Below are 15533 nucleotides of genomic sequence, written 5' to 3'. Positions count from 1 at the left end.
TAATAAAGCGCGACCCAGTTACGGTGTCACGCTTAGCTGTCATCAGACTGTATTACCAAGGTTTACTGCTTATTTTTAGCGTAATGCTTCAATAATCCTGGAACGTCTAAAATCAGTGCAATACCACCATCAGAGGTGATCGTCGCACCCGCCATTCCTGGCGTTCCATGAAGCAAGGTCCCTAGTGGCTTGATTACCACTTCTTCTTGACCGATCAAGGAGTCAACCACAAAACCTATCTGTATCGTACCCAACTGAACAATTACCACATGGCCATGCTTTTTATCACCATGTTTAAAGCCGCTCATTTTCCTGTTAAGCCAATTTTCCAGATAAAATAGTGGCACCGCCTTTTCACGAACGATCACGGTTAACTGTCCATCTACAACATTGGTTTTAGTCAAATCAAGATGGAAAATTTCATTGACGCTCGATAACGGTAAGGCAAACACTTGTTTAGCGACTTCAACCATCAGCGTCGGCATAATCGCTAAGGTAAGAGGAACTTTAATCTCTAAACAAGTGCCTTTACCTTTAAGCGAATTAATATGCACAGTACCGTTAAGCTGGGTGATACGAGTCTTAACAACGTCCATCCCCACACCACGCCCTGAAATATCAGAGATCTCAACCTTAGTTGAGAAACCTGGTGCAAAAATCAGATTATATGCTTCTGAATCTGTCATGCGGGCTGCGGCATCTTCATCGAGCACGCCACGACTGATAGCGATTTGCTTGAGCTTATCGGGATCCATCCCAGCGCCATCATCTTCAATCTTGAGCAGGATATGATCCCCCTCTTGACTGGCTGACAAGGTAATGGTGCCGGTACGCGTTTTGCCATTGGCTTCACGCTCATCTGGCATCTCAATACCATGGTCAACAGAGTTACGCACCAAGTGGACTAATGGGTCTGCCAGTGCCTCAACTAAGTTTTTATCCAGATCTGTGTCTTCGCCTATCATGCGAAGATCGATCTCTTTATTAAGCGTTCTGGCTAAATCTCGAACCACGCGAGGAAAGCGACCAAATACTTTTTTGATCGGCTGCATACGGGTTTTCATGACCGCGCCTTGCAGATCGGCAGTCACCAAGTCTAAGTTAGCCAAAGCTTTCGACATATCCTCGTCATCACGAGAAATGCCAAGGCTCAGTAAACGATTACGCACCAACACCAACTCACCGACCATGTTCATGATCTCATCGAGTCTGGCGGTATCAACCCGCACTGTGGTTTCTGCCTGTGGCGTATTCGCTGCTGGCGCTTTGGCTAATGGGGCTTTTTCTTTGACCACGGCTTTAGCGGGGCTCTGAGTCGGCGCAGGTGCTGCGGGTTTAGGCGGTTCAACCGCTTTTGCAGCAGGAGCTGCTACAGAAGAAACACCAGGACCTGCACCAGAGCCATGTAATTCGTCGAGTAACTTTTCAAATTCATCGTCGCTAATCTCGTCGGCATCGACTGCTGAAGCAGGCGGCTCAGGCTCATTAGCAATTGGCGCCACTGGAGGCTTGAAGCTACCAGCGCCGTGCAATTCGTCGAGCAGCGATTCAAACTCATCATCGGTGATATCGTCACTAGCACTATTTATGTCGTCAGAAGCAGATTCTGTCGCGGATGGGCCCTTACCAGAACCATGAAGAGCATCAAGCAAGGCTTCGAATTCAGATTCGTTGATTTCATCGATACTGGCATCGCCATCGTTGTTACCAGCAATATTCGTCGTGGTTGTTTGCTCGCTCGAATCAAGCGGCTCAAACAGCGTGGCGCCTTCGTCGCTTTGGGCATCGGATACATCGTCGACAATCGTTGCCACTGGCGTATCGGCAGACAATGCCACTTCAGACGCCAGCATACCGCCAGAACTTAACAGTTTCAGGTTAGCCAATAGAGTTTCATCGGCAGGACTTTGAGTTTGTCCGGCTTTCGTCTCGGCAAACATCGAGTTAATCGCATCGACAGCCTGTAAAATAATATCCATAAGCTCAGCAGTAACGCTTCGTTTGCCAGTACGCAACAAATCAAAGGTATTTTCTGCTTCATGACAGACATCGACCATGGGAGTGAGACTTAAAAAGCCCGCTCCGCCTTTAACGGTATGAAATCCACGAAAAATGGCATTGAGCAGTTCGGTATCATCTGGATTATTTTCCAACATGACCAGCTGTTCAGATAACAGTTCGAGTATTTCTCCCGCCTCTATCAAAAAGTCCTGCAGTATCTCTTCATCAACATCAAACGACATTAATATGACTCCTACTTAGAAACCTAGACTCGACAGTAAGTCATCCACTTCATCTTGCCCGGTTACCACATCATCACGCAGTTCTGCGTTCATAATCGGACCTTCGGCTTCGACACTCTTGGTTGATTTAAGTGTCTGACTCGAGGCTGGTTGTTCACCAAACATGGTCAACATGGACACCAAATTGTTTTCGACTTCACGGACTAACTCAATCACTCGGCGGATCATCTGCCCGGTAAGATCTTGGAAATCTTGAGCTAACAAGATATTGTTCAACAGCTCTTTCAAACGAGTTGAATCAGACTCACTGCGGTCGATAAACTGCTGCACATCGTGACATAAGGCTTTAAACTCATGCAGCTGGATGTCTCGCTTCATTAAGCGATCCCACGTTGGTTTAACCGCTTTAATATTGGTGGTCAGCGCATCGGCAAGAGGTAATGACTCTTCAACCGCATCCATGGTTTTATTGGCCGCTTGCTCTGTCATCTCGATGACATAACTTAAGCGCTCTTTAGCATCTGGAATTTCACTGTTGGTCAATTCAACCAAACGGTCATCAACCTGAAAATCGACAATGGCACTATGAAGTTGACGGGTTAACCTGCCAACTTCATCAAATAACTCTTTTTGAATCGGACTCGCAATATCTCTTACGATATTGTCAGCTTTATCCTGTTCATTAGCCTCAAGCAATTCAACAAGTTGTCTTGCTTGTGCTAACGTGATCAGCCCTAAAGTATTTGCCTGCATAGCTCAACCTTAATTAACTGAGTCGTTCAAAAATTTTGTCTAACTTCTCTTTTAATGTTGCTGCGGTAAAAGGCTTAACAACATAACCGTTTACACCAGCTTGCGCCGCTGCAATGATCTGCTCCCTTTTTGCTTCCGCTGTCACCATTAACACCGGTAGGTGCTTAAGATTGTCATCTGCGCGAATGGCCTTTAATAGGTCAATCCCTTGCATACCAGGCATATTCCAGTCGGTTACGACAAAATCAAAATCGCCTTTCTGTAGCATAGGCAATGCCGTTGAACCGTCATCTGCTTCCTGAGTGTTGTTAAAACCCAAGTCTCTTAACAAGTTCTTGATGATACGCCTCATTGTTGAAAAGTCGTCAACGACGAGAATCTTCATATTCTTGTCCAAGGTTTCCTCCGCGGAGCTATTTTTATGTTGCTCATGTAATCGTTATGTTTGGGTCCAATGCGTTAACTTAGCTTTTAATCTCAACATGGCCTGACTTAATATCTGGCTCACTCTCGACTCACTAACGTCCAGCACGGCACCAATCTCTTTTAAATTTAATGCTTCGTCATAATATAATGACAAAACTAAACTATCTCTTTCTGGTAATAATTTGATCGCGTCAACCAAGGCTTCATGAAACTGAGTTTCGGCTAATGCATGGAACGCATCGTCTTGGTGATCGTCTTCCTGCCTTACTATATCGACCGAAACGCCGAGATCTTCAATACCAATTACTTTTCCGACAGACACATCGTTAAGAATGTGATGATATTCATCCAATGTCATGTCTAATCGGTCGGCAATTTCGTTATCTTTAGCGTCACGGCCCAACTCCTGTTCGAGCTCGTCAATCACTTGTGCAACCCGGCGTTGATTACGATGTACCGAACGCGGTACCCAATCGCCACGCCTTATCTCATCGAGCATCGAGCCCCTAATTCGAATCCCCGCAAAGGTTTCAAATTTGGCGCCTTTGCTGCCATCGAAATTTGACGATGCTTCAAGCAGACCCATCATACCTGCTTGTAATAAATCATCCAATTGAACAGATGCTGGCAAACGGGCTAATAAATGGTGGGCAATCCTTTTTACCAGCGGCGCATACTGTTCAACGATAGACGCTTTATTATCTAAACAGGTATACGCGGCCGCTTTACTCACTCGTGCGTTCCTCTTGCTGGTCGTTACGTTGTACTAATCGTTCAACAAAAAACTCTAAGTGACCACCCGGTTGCTGAGGAATAGGCCAGCTGAGGATTTTATTCGCTAGCCCATGATAGGCGATTGATGCAGGTGATTTAGGAAATGCCTCGACGATAAGCTTTTGTTTACGTACTGATTTACGCAGGTTTTCATCGAATGGAATCGTGGCCACAAGTTCAAGGGCCACATCAAGAAAGCGATCGGTAACTTTACTTAATTTAGCAAACAGTTCCATCCCTTCACGCAGACTTCTGACCATATTGGCTACAATTTTAAAGCGGAACACACCGTGCTCGCGGCTTAGAATCTTAATCAAGGCGTAGGCATCGGTAATCGACGTTGGCTCATCACATACCACTATGAGTACATCTTGTGATGCCCGTGAAAAGCTCAGCACCATGTCAGAAATACCGGCGGCGGTATCGACAATTAAAATATCAAATTGAGTACGCATTTCGCTAAAGGCGCGAATAAGCCCGGCATGCTGGGCTGGAGATAGCTCAACCATCGACTGTGAGCCCGACGTAGCGGGAATAATGCCTATGCCCTTAGGGCCTCTAACAATCACATCATCAAGATCGGCATCGCCTGACAGCACATGGGATAAATTACGTTCAGCCCTTAGGCCTAACATCACATCGACGTTCGCTAAGCCCAAGTCGGCATCGAGCACTAAGACACGCTTGCCCTTTTCAGCGAGCGAAACCGCGGTATTGATAGAGACACTGGTTTTACCCACGCCACCCTTACCCCCGCTCACTGCAATTACTTTTACTTTTTCGTTATTTGGTTGATTCATCATTCGTAAACCGCTTGCTTGATCCCGACTCATTGTTTTACTCAAATGCATAGGCCTGTTGATGTGACCTTTCAGTTTGTTGTACAGGTTGCTCTTTCTTATCTAATACTGAAAGCGCCTTGTGTGCTAACGCGAGTGTATCTGCAACCTGCATATCTTCTGGAACTCGTTGGCCATCAGTGACATAACTTAATGGTAAACCACTTTGGATCAATACGCTCAAGGCTGGTGCTAAGGCGACCGACTCGTCCAGTTTGGTTAATACTACACCCGATAATGGGATTCTAGCGAACTGCTTCACCGCATCTTCTAGTACTCTTCTTTGACTCGTTGACGACAGTACCAGATAACTGCGTATAGGTAATCTGCTATTTGCCGTTAAATTGTCAAGTTGCTGGAATAAGCGTATATCTCGCTGTCCCATGCCAGCTGTATCTATCAATACTAGCTTGCGATTGCGCAGCTGATATAAAATTTGTTCCAACTCATTAAGATCATGAGCCTGCTTTACTGGACACCCCATTATTTTGCCATAGGTTGCCAGCTGCTCAAAGGCTCCAATGCGATAATGATCGGTTGTTATCAATGCAACTTGATCTGAACCATGGTGTGCAGCAAATCGAGCGGCTATTTTTGCAACACTGGTGGTTTTTCCGACACCGGTTGGCCCCACAAAAGCGACCACGCCACCTTGGCGTACAATATCATCACCTTGATTGTCGAGCATGTTGGCTAAACTTCTCGGCAGAGTTTTGACTAATTCAGCTGGCGGATAATGTTCACTCAACCCAGACAGTTTGGCTGCCACTTCGGCCGAAAACTCCGCGGCCAATAAACGACTCTCAAGCATGGCACCGACAGGATCCTGGCGACTCTTTTGCTCGCTTAGTAGCGAAGTCACTTGATGAGTCAATAGGTTACGCAGTGATGCTAACTCTTCTCGCATTGAATCAAGTTCAGCACTTGCAGGTGCCGGTTTATCACGTTTTTGACCAAAATGGTGTTGGCTGGCCTCTGCGCGTGCAGGCTTGGGGTCGCTGTTAGGCGCTTGTAACCCTTTAGCCCATTCAGGCATCTCTAACTCTTCATTGGTGCGACCAATCTGCTGATTGACACGACTTTGTTGACGCTCAAGCAGGGCTTGCAATGAATCGGCAGCGGGTGCAGGTTGTTTTTTTGACTCGGTCTTGATGGGTTGGCGGCCAATGGAGACTTTTTCATCGGCAAGATCCAGTAAGCTCGACGGCGCCAAATTCACCGTGGCTGGACTTGGGGTCTTCTTGGGCTCGTCATAATCGACAGCGGCGACAATCTCTATGCCACCGGTGACTTTTTTATTAGACATGATCACCGCATCAGAACCTAAGGTCTCTTTCACTTGGGCCAAAGCTGAGCGCATATCTTTTGCTAAAAAACGTTTAATTTTCACCTAAATACCCTCTACTGGCCGACCGCTGATACGATACGTATTTGTTTTTCATCGGGCACTTCTTGATAGGAGATCACCCGTAGATTTGGAATCGTATGTTTAACGAATCTAGACAGCGTCGAACGTAACATTCCTGAGGTCAACAAAATAGCGGGTTCTCCCACCATCTCTTGACGTTGCGATGCATCGATAAGCGATTTCTGCATCCGCTCAGCCAGGCTAGGTTCGATATTCGGCCCATCGCCTCCTGTTGCTTGCATTGACTGATGCAACATCTGTTCCAACTCTGGCGCCAAAGTAATGACAGGAATTTCTGGCTCTGGGCCACTGATCTCTTGAATGATCATGCGCTTTAAGGCGATACGCACTGCAGCGGTCAACACCTCAGTGTCATTACTCTTGGGCCCATATTCTAACAGGGTTTGTACTATGGTTTTCAAATCCCGAATAGACACGCCCTCGTTAAGCAAGTTTTGCATCACTTTTACTACAGTGCCCAGCGGCATGACATCCGGAATAAAACCATTAACTAACTTAGGTGAATGCTTAGCCAGCATATCCATTAACTGCTGTACTTCTTCATAACCTAACAACTTAGAAGCGTTATTGGTGAGCAATTGACTAAGATGCGTAGCAACCACTGTTGCAGCGTCAACCACGGTATAACCTAACGTTTGTGCGTGCTCTCTAAGCTCGGGGGCTATCCACACCGCTTCAAGCCCAAAGGCTGGATCCGTGGTTTCAACCCCATCGAGCTTGCCATACACTTGGCCTGGGTTAATCGCAAGCTCACAGTCATGACGAATTTCAGCCTCGCCCGATGCCACGCCCATCAAGGAGATGCGGTAGGTGTTGGGCGACAGATCTAAATTGTCACGGATATGCACTGCCGGCACCAAGAAACCTAATTCTTGTGACAGCTTCTTACGCACTCCTTTGATACGGTTGAGTAATTCACCACCTTGGCCCTTATCGACCAAGGGGATTAATCGATAGCCCACCTCTAACCCTATGGTATCGACATGTTGCACATCATCCCAACTCAACTCTTTAGGCTTATTGTCGCCAGCGGGACTCGGGGAGGTTTTAGCCAGCTCCAGTGCTCTTTGACGATCGAGATTTTTTTTATGATGAATATAATAGGCACCACCGGCAGTCAGCAAACCAAAGCTGAGAAAAGCAAAATGCGGCATGCCGGGCACAATCCCCATGATTAACAATACCGCAGCGGCAATACCTAGGGATTTAGGGCTGTCAAACATCTGCCCCATCACCATTTGACCCATGTCACCCGACTCATTTTGACGAGTCACCATTAACGCGGCGGCAATCGACAATAACAAACCTGGGATCTGCGCTACCAAACCATCACCAATTGTCAGCAAGGTATAAATTTCTACAGCTGAGGAGAAATCAAGGCCGTGCTGCACCATACCAATAACAAAGCCGCCCAGAATGTTGATCACCAAAATCATGATGCCGGCAATTGCATCACCTTTTACAAATTTTGACGCACCATCCATTGCGCCATAAAAGTCGGCTTCTTTAGTGACTTCTGCGCGGCGTAAGCGCGCCTGATCTTGGTTTAACACCCCAGCGTTTAAATCGGCATCGATAGCCATCTGTTTACCTGGCATCGCATCGAGGGTAAAACGGGCGCTCACTTCAGAAATACGCCCAGCACCTTTGGTGACCACGGCGAAGTTGATAATAATCAAGATAAGAAACACAACCAAACCAACGGCATAGTTACCGCCAATCACCACAGAACCGAACGCTTCAATCACTTTACCGGCGGCATCACCACCATTATGGCCTTCGAGCAATACAATACGTGTCGATGCCACGTTCAGCGCCAGTCGCAGCAAAGTAGCGACCAGCAATACCGTTGGAAAGGCTGCAAAGTCGAGGGGGCGGTCAGAGTAGATGGCCACTAAAAGTACCACCAAGGCTAAGGCAATATTGAACGAAAATAGGATATCGAGTAAGAATGGCGGCATCGGCAAGATGATCATCGCCAAGGCTGCGAGCACGAGTACAGGCGTACCTATGCCCTTAAAGTTTGCCGGTTTAACCTGTTTTAGTTGACCTAATGTTGCTTTCAAATCCATCAATTTTAGCGCCTGAACTTTGACATCTGAACGGTTAACAGCAAAAAGCGCGCCAACCTACTTGCAGTCACCTAACGACAGCGAACACGACGCTAATATTTCAGCTCATCGGGAATAGGCTGATTTAACGGCACGGGTGTGGGCCGCTTACCGCCTTTTTGTTGATATTGCTTCAACTGAAAGACATAGGCCAATACCTGAGCAACTGCGGTGAAGAGCCCTTCAGGGATCTCTTGCTCTATCTTAGTCGTATGATAAATCGCCCGTGCCAGCGGTGGAGCAGATACGATAGCCACCTCGTGCTCTCTGGCAATTTCACGTATCTTAAAGGCAACCTCATCAACCCCTTTAGCCAGTACATAGGGCACTGCGGCCTTGGTGACATCATATTTAATCGCCACCGCATAGTGATCTGGGTTGACCACTATCACGTCGGCATTAGGGACCTCGGTCATCATGCGACGCTGCGCCATCTCGCGCTGCATCTGCCGCACCCGCCCCTTAACTTCGGGCTGCCCTTCGGTATCTTTGTATTCGTCTTTGATCTCTTGCTTAGTCATGCGCAGCTGTTTGCTGTGGTTCCAAATTTGAAACGGCACGTCAATAGCGACAATGATCACTGTCGATGAACATAAAATAATAAACATCCATATCAGCAGATCTAACGCATTATAAACATTTCCCGGCAGGTGCCCTTGTGACAGGGTCAAGATATCGACGAAATAGTAATACAGTAAAAAGTACGCCATCATAGCGACCACAGAAAACTTTGCAATTCCCTTGGTTAATTCCACTAACGCTTGCACACCAAACATACGTTTAAAGCCGCTAACAGGGCTCATTTTACTCGCTTTGGGCATAAAGGCTTTCACAGAAAAGGTGATCCCCCCGACAACTATGTTGCCCAAAAAGGCCACCACAGCCAAAAACACGATAAAAATCGCCATTGGCATGGCCAACTCACGCAGCACCAGCTCCCACACGTTGTACATACTATTGGTATCGAAAATGGCCGCGCGATCCATAGTGAACAGCTTTTTCATTACATTGATGAGCGCCACGCCTAAGTCAGGGCCCACTATGACAAACCCAAATGCCGCCGACATGAGCACCGCAGAGGTGCCTAACTCCTTTGAGCGGGCAACCTGGCCTTTATCACGCGCCTGTTGGCGCTTTCTGGAGGTGGCTTCCTCGGTTTTTTCTTGGCTAGAATCATTTTCAGCCATTAGAAACTCCCATCAGCGCGGCACTGTAACTGCACCACATCACACAGCAATAGCTGCGCTGAGCGCCAGACTTCATCGAAGTGCGCCATAATGGGCGTTAAGGTGAGCCACAAAATCACCAGCCCACTCACCATGGTGACAGGGAAGCCAACAGCAAAAATATTGAGTTGAGGTGAGGCGCGGGTCATGACCCCAAAAGATAAGTTAATCAATAACAACGCCACAATCGCCGAAATAGACATAGTCAATGCAGCGCCAAACATATAACTGCCCCATTCGGCTAATTGGCGATAACTGGCAATTGAAATACCTTGGTTAGATACGGGAATGGTGTCAAAACTGGCAACCAACATACGGATCATCAGGAGGTGGCCATCGACGGCAAGAAAGATCATCGTGGTCAGCAACAGAAAAAAGTTACCAATCACAGGTGTTTGCTGGCCAGAGCCAGGGTCGACCATAGAAGCGAAACCTAAGCTGGTTTGCATACCAATAATCTGGCCTGTTAACACGAAAGTCTGCATGATCAATAGGGTCACAAATCCCATCGCGACCCCGATCACTATCTGCTGCGCGGTAACAAATACCGCCGCCAACGAAAACAGGTCCACATCCGTATTAACGGGGAGCATAGGCGCAATGGCAAAGGTTATTGCCACAGACAACAAAAGCCGGATCCGCACAGAAGTGGTATTAGCGCCAAAAACGGCCATCACCATCAACATGCTCGACACCCGATAAAGTGGCCACATGTAGGCGGAAATGGTCTCCATTATGGTGGACATCAATATTTCCATATTCGCCTCAACACTTAGCCGACCAGCGCACGTAACATGAGCGTATTGAATCGATTGACGTTAGCTAGCCTGGCGCAGTAAACCGTCATACTTAGCCAACGACCATGGGGATCATATCAACCATTTCAAAAAAGAATTCCATCATGGTTTGCACTAACAGATGTCCTAGAAACATCAGCGCTAACAAGGTCGTTAGCAGTCTAGGCAAAAAGCTTAAAGTCTGCTCGTTTATCGATGTCGCCGCTTGGAATACCGCCACCACTAACCCGACCACCAAGCCTGGCACAATGATCATCGACACTATGGTAACGATAACGGCCAAGGCTTCGCGAAAGATATCAATCAGGGCTTCGGGTGACATAGCGGCTCCTAAATCCCAAAACTATTGGCTAGGGTACCCATCACTAAGCTCCAACCATCAACCAATACAAACAGCATGATTTTAAAAGGCAGCGATACAATCATCGGCGACAACATCATCATACCCATGGCCATCAAGATACTGGCCACCACTAAGTCGAGTACTAAGAATGGCACAAATAACATAAAGCCAATCTGAAAGGCGGTTTTTAACTCACTGGTTATAAACGCAGGGATCAGCACGCTCATAGGAGCATCTTCTGGGGTGTCAATGTTTTGATAACCCGAGATCTCGACAAAGGTTTGCAGATCGGTCAGGCGAGTTTGTGACAGCATAAAGGTTTTCAGTGGCGCTTTACCCGTCTCAAACGCCTGCTCTATGGTCAGGGTTTCATCCATGTAGGGCTGCACGGCATTGGCATAAATCTTGTCAAATACTGGCGCCATAATGAAGAAGGTCATAAACAGACTCATGCCAATCAGTACCTGATTTGACGGGGTTTGCTGCAGACCAATCGCTTGGCGTAGTATCGATAACACCACGATAATGCGCGTAAAAGAGGTCAGCATTATCACCATTGCGGGCAAAAAGCTCAGCGCTGTCATCAACAACAATATCTGCATGGTGACAGAATATTGCGTGGCACCGTCGGCTCCTGTCGTGACCGTTACTGCTGGTAAAATACCGTCTTGCGCCCACGCTAACTGGGGCAGCAATAAGGCGCTCATTAAGCTGACTAAGAGAATAATCCGTTTCATGATTGCGATGATTTAGCTTGACGTAAACGGCTGGCAAACGAGTCTTGTGATACTGTCACAGGGGTCTCGAGTTTATCGATCAAGGTCACCTGATGGCTGGTCACACCAAGTAAATATTGCTGCCCTTCGACTTCCACCAAGACCATTTTCTCTTTTTGCCCTAGCGGCGTGACCGCCACGGTCTTAAGCACGCCATGGCTAGTAGGCACTAACTTGAGTCGCTTCACCACATAGGCCAATAAAAAAATCAGTGCGATAACGACAATAAGTCCACCGAGCATATTCGCCATGGTGGTTAACGCTGGCTCTCGCTCTGCGGTGACCTCTGCCGCAGACGTGGTTATTGCACTAGCCATCATTGGCATCGATAATGACATTCCCATTAACCTTGCCTCACTTAAGCTTTTTAATGCGTTCGGTTTGGCTTATGACGTCAGTCAATCGAATACCAAATTTATCATTGACCACAACCACTTCGCCGTGGGCCACAAGAGTACCATTAACCATAACATCTAACGGCTCGCCGGCGACACGATCTAACTCCACTACCGAGCCTTGGTTCAGCTGCAGTAAATTACGAATATTAATAAAACTGCGACCCACTTCCATAGAGATGGTCACCGGAATATCCATAATAGTATCGAGTTTGGCCGCTTCCTCTTCGGTTAACGGTTGAGAACTATCAGCTAATTCGTCTAATTCAACCGCTTGAGCCTCTTCAATCGCTTGCTCGGCCATTGCTGCAGCCCAATCATCACCTGTATCTTGTGTGCTCATCACTTTTTACCTTTAAAACTCAAATAATGGTTAACTAACCTAAACTCGGATTACCTAAATATTGCCAATTTCTCTTGCCTTGCCTTTTTTGGTGACCAGCTGTAATTCGCTTTTCGCCGTCTCGGGCCGTGGGATTTTTTCCCGGATATGTAAGGCTAAATTCTCTCTTGAACGTCCGAGTTTACAGCGATAAGTGGGTAAGTCTTCGACCCGCATCACTATGTGTTCTGGCATTTCAACCGGGATAATATCGCCCGCCTTTAAGCTCAGTACGCTCTTCAATGACATCTCTTTTTCAACTATGGTGGCATCGATGCCCACTTTGACATCCATGATTTCATCTTTTAACGCCTGCGACCAGCGCATATCTGTGTCTTGGGTATCACTTTGCACACCTGCATCGAGCAGTTCACGAATCGGCTCTATCATCGAGTAAGGCATGGTAATGTGAAAATCGCCACCGCCCCCGTCGACTTCGATATGAAACGAACTCACTACCACCACTTCGGTAGGACTAACAATATTGGCCATCGCGGGATTCACTTCAGAGTCCAGATAATCAAACTCTACATCCATCACAGGGGCCCAAGCTTCTTTATAATCTTCGAAGATGATTTTAAGCAGCAGTTGCACGATACGCCGTTCGGTGGGGGTAAATTCTCGCCCCTCAATCTTGGCATGAAATCGGCCGTCACCGCCAAAGAAGTTGTCGACCAAGATAAACACCAAACGGGCTTCCATGGTGATCAATGCAGTGCCTTTTAACGGGCTAAAACGCACCATATTAAGGCTAGTGGGCACAAATAAGGTATGCACGTATTCGCCAAACTTGAGCATCTGCACGCCATTAATCGACACTTCTGCCGCGCGGCGCATCATGTTGAACATACTGATGCGTAAATGGCGGGCAAAACGTTCGTTAACGATCTCAAGGGTCGGCATCCGGCCACGGACAATACGATCTTGAGAAGAAAAGTCATAGGACCGCGCATCTAGCTCGTTATCACTTGCCTCATCTTCATCAACGTCATCGACACCGTGTAATAACGCATCAATTTCGTCTTGGCTTAATAGATCACTCACAATATCGCCCTACCTGGTTAATCAAGGTTGCCGCTAGCATCACTGCATTACAAACCCAGTAAAGAGTACCCGTTCGACCACTTTGCGTCCTGTTACTGGTCGTAATGTGTTTTGCACATTCAGCAGCGCCATCTGTCGTAACTCATCTTTACCGGCTAACGAACTTAACTTTTGTACATTGGCACTACTGAAAGTCGTTAATAGCGCATCTTCGATTAATGGAATGTGTTTCTTCAGTAACACATCATCGTCAGCCCCTCGCACCATTAACTGCACTTTTATCTCGACAATACGCGCGCGGTTTTGCCCTGGCAGATTGAACAGAAACGGCCGAGGCATGCCGACATAAAACGCTTCACCACTATTAACCGATGCCGCTTGCTCTACAGGCGCCTCTTCTGATACTTCGCTATCGGATGCGTCACTCGAGCCCAATAACAACCATAACACCACGGCCACCCCAAGGAGGACGACAAGCCCTACAGAGGCAAAAATAATCAGCTTTTCTTTGCTTTTGAGCGGCGCATTCTCTTCCAGTTGTAACGATTCTTCTTCTGCCATGTTTTTTCCTATCACACGCCACTTTTTAAGCGCCTACACCAGGTGGAGTAATCAATAACCCTATAGGTTACCTGCTTATGCGTAATAATCTATACCTGAGCGGTAACTTGTTGCATTATTCGCGGCCAATAAGCTGTCATCTGTTGATATTTCATCCATATCTGATGATGAGGTGCCATTTGGATGGCCAGAGCCATCGGCTTCACCTTGCTCTCGACCGCCACCGCCTTGGGACACATTACTGTCTGTCAGCTGCATTCCTTGTTCGGCCAGCATCTCACGTAAGCGTGGGATCGCCTGCTCGACCAGATCTTTGGTTTGATGTTGCATCACCTGAAACTGCACTTGGGTCTGATCGCCCTGTACTTGAATACGCACCATCATCTGCCCAAGCTCTGGCGGGTCGAGCCGGATCTCTGCGTGTTGCACCCCTTGGCTGACCATAGCGATCAATTGTTGACGCATGACGGGGGAGAACTTTTGAATCATCTCTTGCATCTGCTGGGCAGGCTCACCTTGGGGTCGAATGGAGACTTGATACTGGGCTGGTGCCTCGGCTCGCGCAAAAGGAGTCGATGTTATGGTCGATGATGTGGGTTTTAACTCGTTTATGCCATTGTCGGCCATATCAGCCTCTGCCGCCATAGTGACCATTAACTTAGCATTTTTAAGCTCATTGGCCGCATTAGCATCCGCTTGAGCTTGCACTTTAGCGGTTATTTGGCCCGCAGCGTCAGGTTTAAGCTCTGGAGTTACGTCAGATTGAGATCCACCCAAAATCGATTTAGCATCGTCGCCGCCCATCTTAGCCCCAAGACTGTTAGCCCCGAGACCTTGGTTACCCACACCTTGCGCGGCTAAAAACGTGTTGGCCTGCTCGATTAAGGCATTAAAAGCAGTACTGTTGCCCTGCTGCGCGCCCTCGATTAACCCCGCCATTATTTGCGGTGGCAATTGCGCTAGTTGTGCCTGACTCAAGCCTGTTTGGCTCTCAAGCCCCTCGAGCTGGGATTGGGTTAGGCTGGCTAACAGCTCGTCGGTACTCGTCTCGCCTGTCAGCTCTGTGCCTAATTCTGCATCGGGTGGCAATTGCGCGCCGCCCTCGGCAAGCTCCTGGTTTTCCGCTAACTGCGTCGCCCAGTTAATTTGCGCCAACACATTGGCAATGTCACTATGCTCTTGTTGTTGCTCATCCGCTAATACGCCCTGTTGATTGTCGCGCACGACCTTATCAGCTTCAGAAGATGCGTCGGGTTTATGGCTTGGACGATTATCAATTGAAGCTTGCACTAACGCCGTTGAAAAGTCGTTATTTTTCGAGCTGTTAGCACTAGATTTATTAGGTTGCAAACCCAACTTATCACCCGAGCTATCCGCTTTAGATAACAGCACGCTATTCATTTGTGGCATAAATCCTCCAACACTTTTACGCGT

General features: G+C 47.5%; 16 protein-coding genes. All 16 read right to left on the bottom strand.

Features of this window, described 5'->3' with window-relative positions; genetic code table 11:
* Positions 1 to 62 precede the first annotated feature (62 nt).
* The 16 genes from AC0VXX_RS05770 to AC0VXX_RS05695 all read right to left on the bottom strand — a co-directional run bounded on the left by AC0VXX_RS05770 (position 63) and on the right by AC0VXX_RS05695 (position 15509).
* Complete coding sequence (locus AC0VXX_RS05770) at positions 63 to 2243, bottom strand: chemotaxis protein CheA (RefSeq protein WP_475516310.1); 2181 nt, start codon at positions 2241 to 2243, stop codon at positions 63 to 65.
* 15 nt (positions 2244 to 2258) lie between these two features.
* Positions 2259 to 2996, bottom strand: a complete 738-nt coding sequence (locus AC0VXX_RS05765; RefSeq protein ID WP_475516309.1) for a protein phosphatase CheZ — start codon at positions 2994 to 2996, stop codon at positions 2259 to 2261.
* A gap of 13 nt (positions 2997 to 3009) precedes the next feature.
* A complete protein-coding gene (gene cheY / locus AC0VXX_RS05760; RefSeq protein ID WP_119977497.1) occupies positions 3010 to 3393 on the bottom strand; it encodes a chemotaxis response regulator CheY in 384 nt (127 codons plus the stop codon).
* Positions 3394 to 3435: 42 nt separating this feature from the next.
* Complete coding sequence (locus AC0VXX_RS05755) at positions 3436 to 4155, bottom strand: RNA polymerase sigma factor FliA (RefSeq protein WP_475516308.1); 720 nt, start codon at positions 4153 to 4155, stop codon at positions 3436 to 3438.
* Positions 4148 to 5029: a MinD/ParA family protein gene (locus AC0VXX_RS05750; RefSeq protein WP_475516307.1), complete on the bottom strand. Its 882-nt coding sequence runs from the start codon at positions 5027 to 5029 to the stop codon at positions 4148 to 4150. Before AC0VXX_RS05750 ends, AC0VXX_RS05755 begins: the two co-directional genes overlap by 8 nt.
* A gap of 4 nt (positions 5030 to 5033) precedes the next feature.
* Complete coding sequence (gene flhF / locus AC0VXX_RS05745) at positions 5034 to 6425, bottom strand: flagellar biosynthesis protein FlhF (protein WP_475516306.1); 1392 nt, start codon at positions 6423 to 6425, stop codon at positions 5034 to 5036.
* 11 nt (positions 6426 to 6436) lie between these two features.
* Positions 6437 to 8536 carry a flagellar biosynthesis protein FlhA gene (gene flhA, locus AC0VXX_RS05740; RefSeq protein ID WP_475516305.1) on the bottom strand — a complete coding sequence of 700 codons (2100 nt, stop codon included), beginning with the start codon at positions 8534 to 8536 and terminating at the stop codon, positions 6437 to 6439.
* Between the two features lie 92 nt (positions 8537 to 8628).
* Positions 8629 to 9762, bottom strand: coding sequence for a flagellar biosynthesis protein FlhB (gene flhB / locus AC0VXX_RS05735; RefSeq protein WP_475516304.1), 1134 nt, complete (start codon positions 9760 to 9762; stop codon positions 8629 to 8631).
* Positions 9762 to 10559, bottom strand: a complete 798-nt coding sequence (gene fliR / locus AC0VXX_RS05730) for a flagellar biosynthetic protein FliR (protein WP_475516303.1) — start codon at positions 10557 to 10559, stop codon at positions 9762 to 9764. The genes flhB and fliR overlap by 1 nt, the downstream gene beginning before the upstream one ends.
* Positions 10560 to 10650: 91 nt before the next feature.
* Entirely contained in the window at positions 10651 to 10920 is a 270-nt protein-coding gene (fliQ, locus tag AC0VXX_RS05725; RefSeq protein WP_110456360.1) for a flagellar biosynthesis protein FliQ, read from the bottom strand.
* 8 nt (positions 10921 to 10928) lie between these two features.
* Positions 10929 to 11648 carry a flagellar type III secretion system pore protein FliP gene (gene fliP, locus AC0VXX_RS05720; protein ID WP_475516948.1) on the bottom strand — a complete coding sequence of 240 codons (720 nt, stop codon included), beginning with the start codon at positions 11646 to 11648 and terminating at the stop codon, positions 10929 to 10931.
* A gap of 26 nt (positions 11649 to 11674) precedes the next feature.
* Complete coding sequence (fliO, locus tag AC0VXX_RS05715) at positions 11675 to 12055, bottom strand: flagellar biosynthetic protein FliO (protein WP_475516947.1); 381 nt, start codon at positions 12053 to 12055, stop codon at positions 11675 to 11677.
* Between the two features lie 16 nt (positions 12056 to 12071).
* Positions 12072 to 12455, bottom strand: coding sequence for a flagellar motor switch protein FliN (gene fliN / locus AC0VXX_RS05710; protein WP_475516302.1), 384 nt, complete (start codon positions 12453 to 12455; stop codon positions 12072 to 12074).
* A gap of 54 nt (positions 12456 to 12509) precedes the next feature.
* The gene (gene fliM / locus AC0VXX_RS05705) at positions 12510 to 13538 is read right to left on the bottom strand and encodes a flagellar motor switch protein FliM (RefSeq protein ID WP_475516301.1); all 1029 of its coding nucleotides are present in this window, start codon (positions 13536 to 13538) and stop codon (positions 12510 to 12512) included.
* A 39-nt stretch (positions 13539 to 13577) separates the two neighbouring features.
* Positions 13578 to 14099, bottom strand: coding sequence for a flagellar basal body-associated protein FliL (fliL, locus tag AC0VXX_RS05700; RefSeq protein WP_475516300.1), 522 nt, complete (start codon positions 14097 to 14099; stop codon positions 13578 to 13580).
* Positions 14100 to 14174: 75 nt separating this feature from the next.
* Positions 14175 to 15509 (bottom strand): flagellar hook-length control protein FliK, encoded by a 1335-nt coding sequence (locus AC0VXX_RS05695; RefSeq protein WP_475516299.1) that lies wholly within the window; start codon positions 15507 to 15509, stop codon positions 14175 to 14177.
* Between the last annotated feature and the right edge of the window lie 24 nt (positions 15510 to 15533).

The organism is Shewanella sp. QJM3NY_23 (assembly GCF_056173105.1).
This window is presented reverse-complemented; position numbering and strand designations above follow the sequence as displayed.

Bases quoted from the DNA above. Each gene is read 5' to 3' on its own strand.
- fliR (WP_475516303.1), bottom strand. From the start codon at position 10,559: ATGGAAATATTGATGTCCACCATAATGGAGACCATTTCCGCCTACATG.
- AC0VXX_RS05750 (WP_475516307.1), bottom strand. From the start codon at position 5,029: ATGAGTCGGGATCAAGCAAGCGGTTTACGAATGATGAATCAACCAAAT.
- AC0VXX_RS05695 (WP_475516299.1), bottom strand. From the start codon at position 15,509: ATGCCACAAATGAATAGCGTGCTGTTATCTAAAGCGGATAGCTCGGGT.
- flhA (WP_475516305.1), bottom strand. From the start codon at position 8,536: ATGGATTTGAAAGCAACATTAGGTCAACTAAAACAGGTTAAACCGGCA.
- flhB (WP_475516304.1), bottom strand. From the start codon at position 9,762: ATGGCTGAAAATGATTCTAGCCAAGAAAAAACCGAGGAAGCCACCTCC.
- fliO (WP_475516947.1), bottom strand. From the start codon at position 12,055: ATGTCATTATCGATGCCAATGATGGCTAGTGCAATAACCACGTCTGCG.
- AC0VXX_RS05770 (WP_475516310.1), bottom strand. From the start codon at position 2,243: ATGTCGTTTGATGTTGATGAAGAGATACTGCAGGACTTTTTGATAGAG.
- fliN (WP_475516302.1), bottom strand. From the start codon at position 12,455: ATGAGCACACAAGATACAGGTGATGATTGGGCTGCAGCAATGGCCGAG.
- AC0VXX_RS05765 (WP_475516309.1), bottom strand. From the start codon at position 2,996: ATGCAGGCAAATACTTTAGGGCTGATCACGTTAGCACAAGCAAGACAA.
- fliP (WP_475516948.1), bottom strand. From the start codon at position 11,648: ATGAGCGCCTTATTGCTGCCCCAGTTAGCGTGGGCGCAAGACGGTATT.
- fliQ (WP_110456360.1), bottom strand. From the start codon at position 10,920: ATGTCACCCGAAGCCCTGATTGATATCTTTCGCGAAGCCTTGGCCGTT.
- fliL (WP_475516300.1), bottom strand. From the start codon at position 14,099: ATGGCAGAAGAAGAATCGTTACAACTGGAAGAGAATGCGCCGCTCAAA.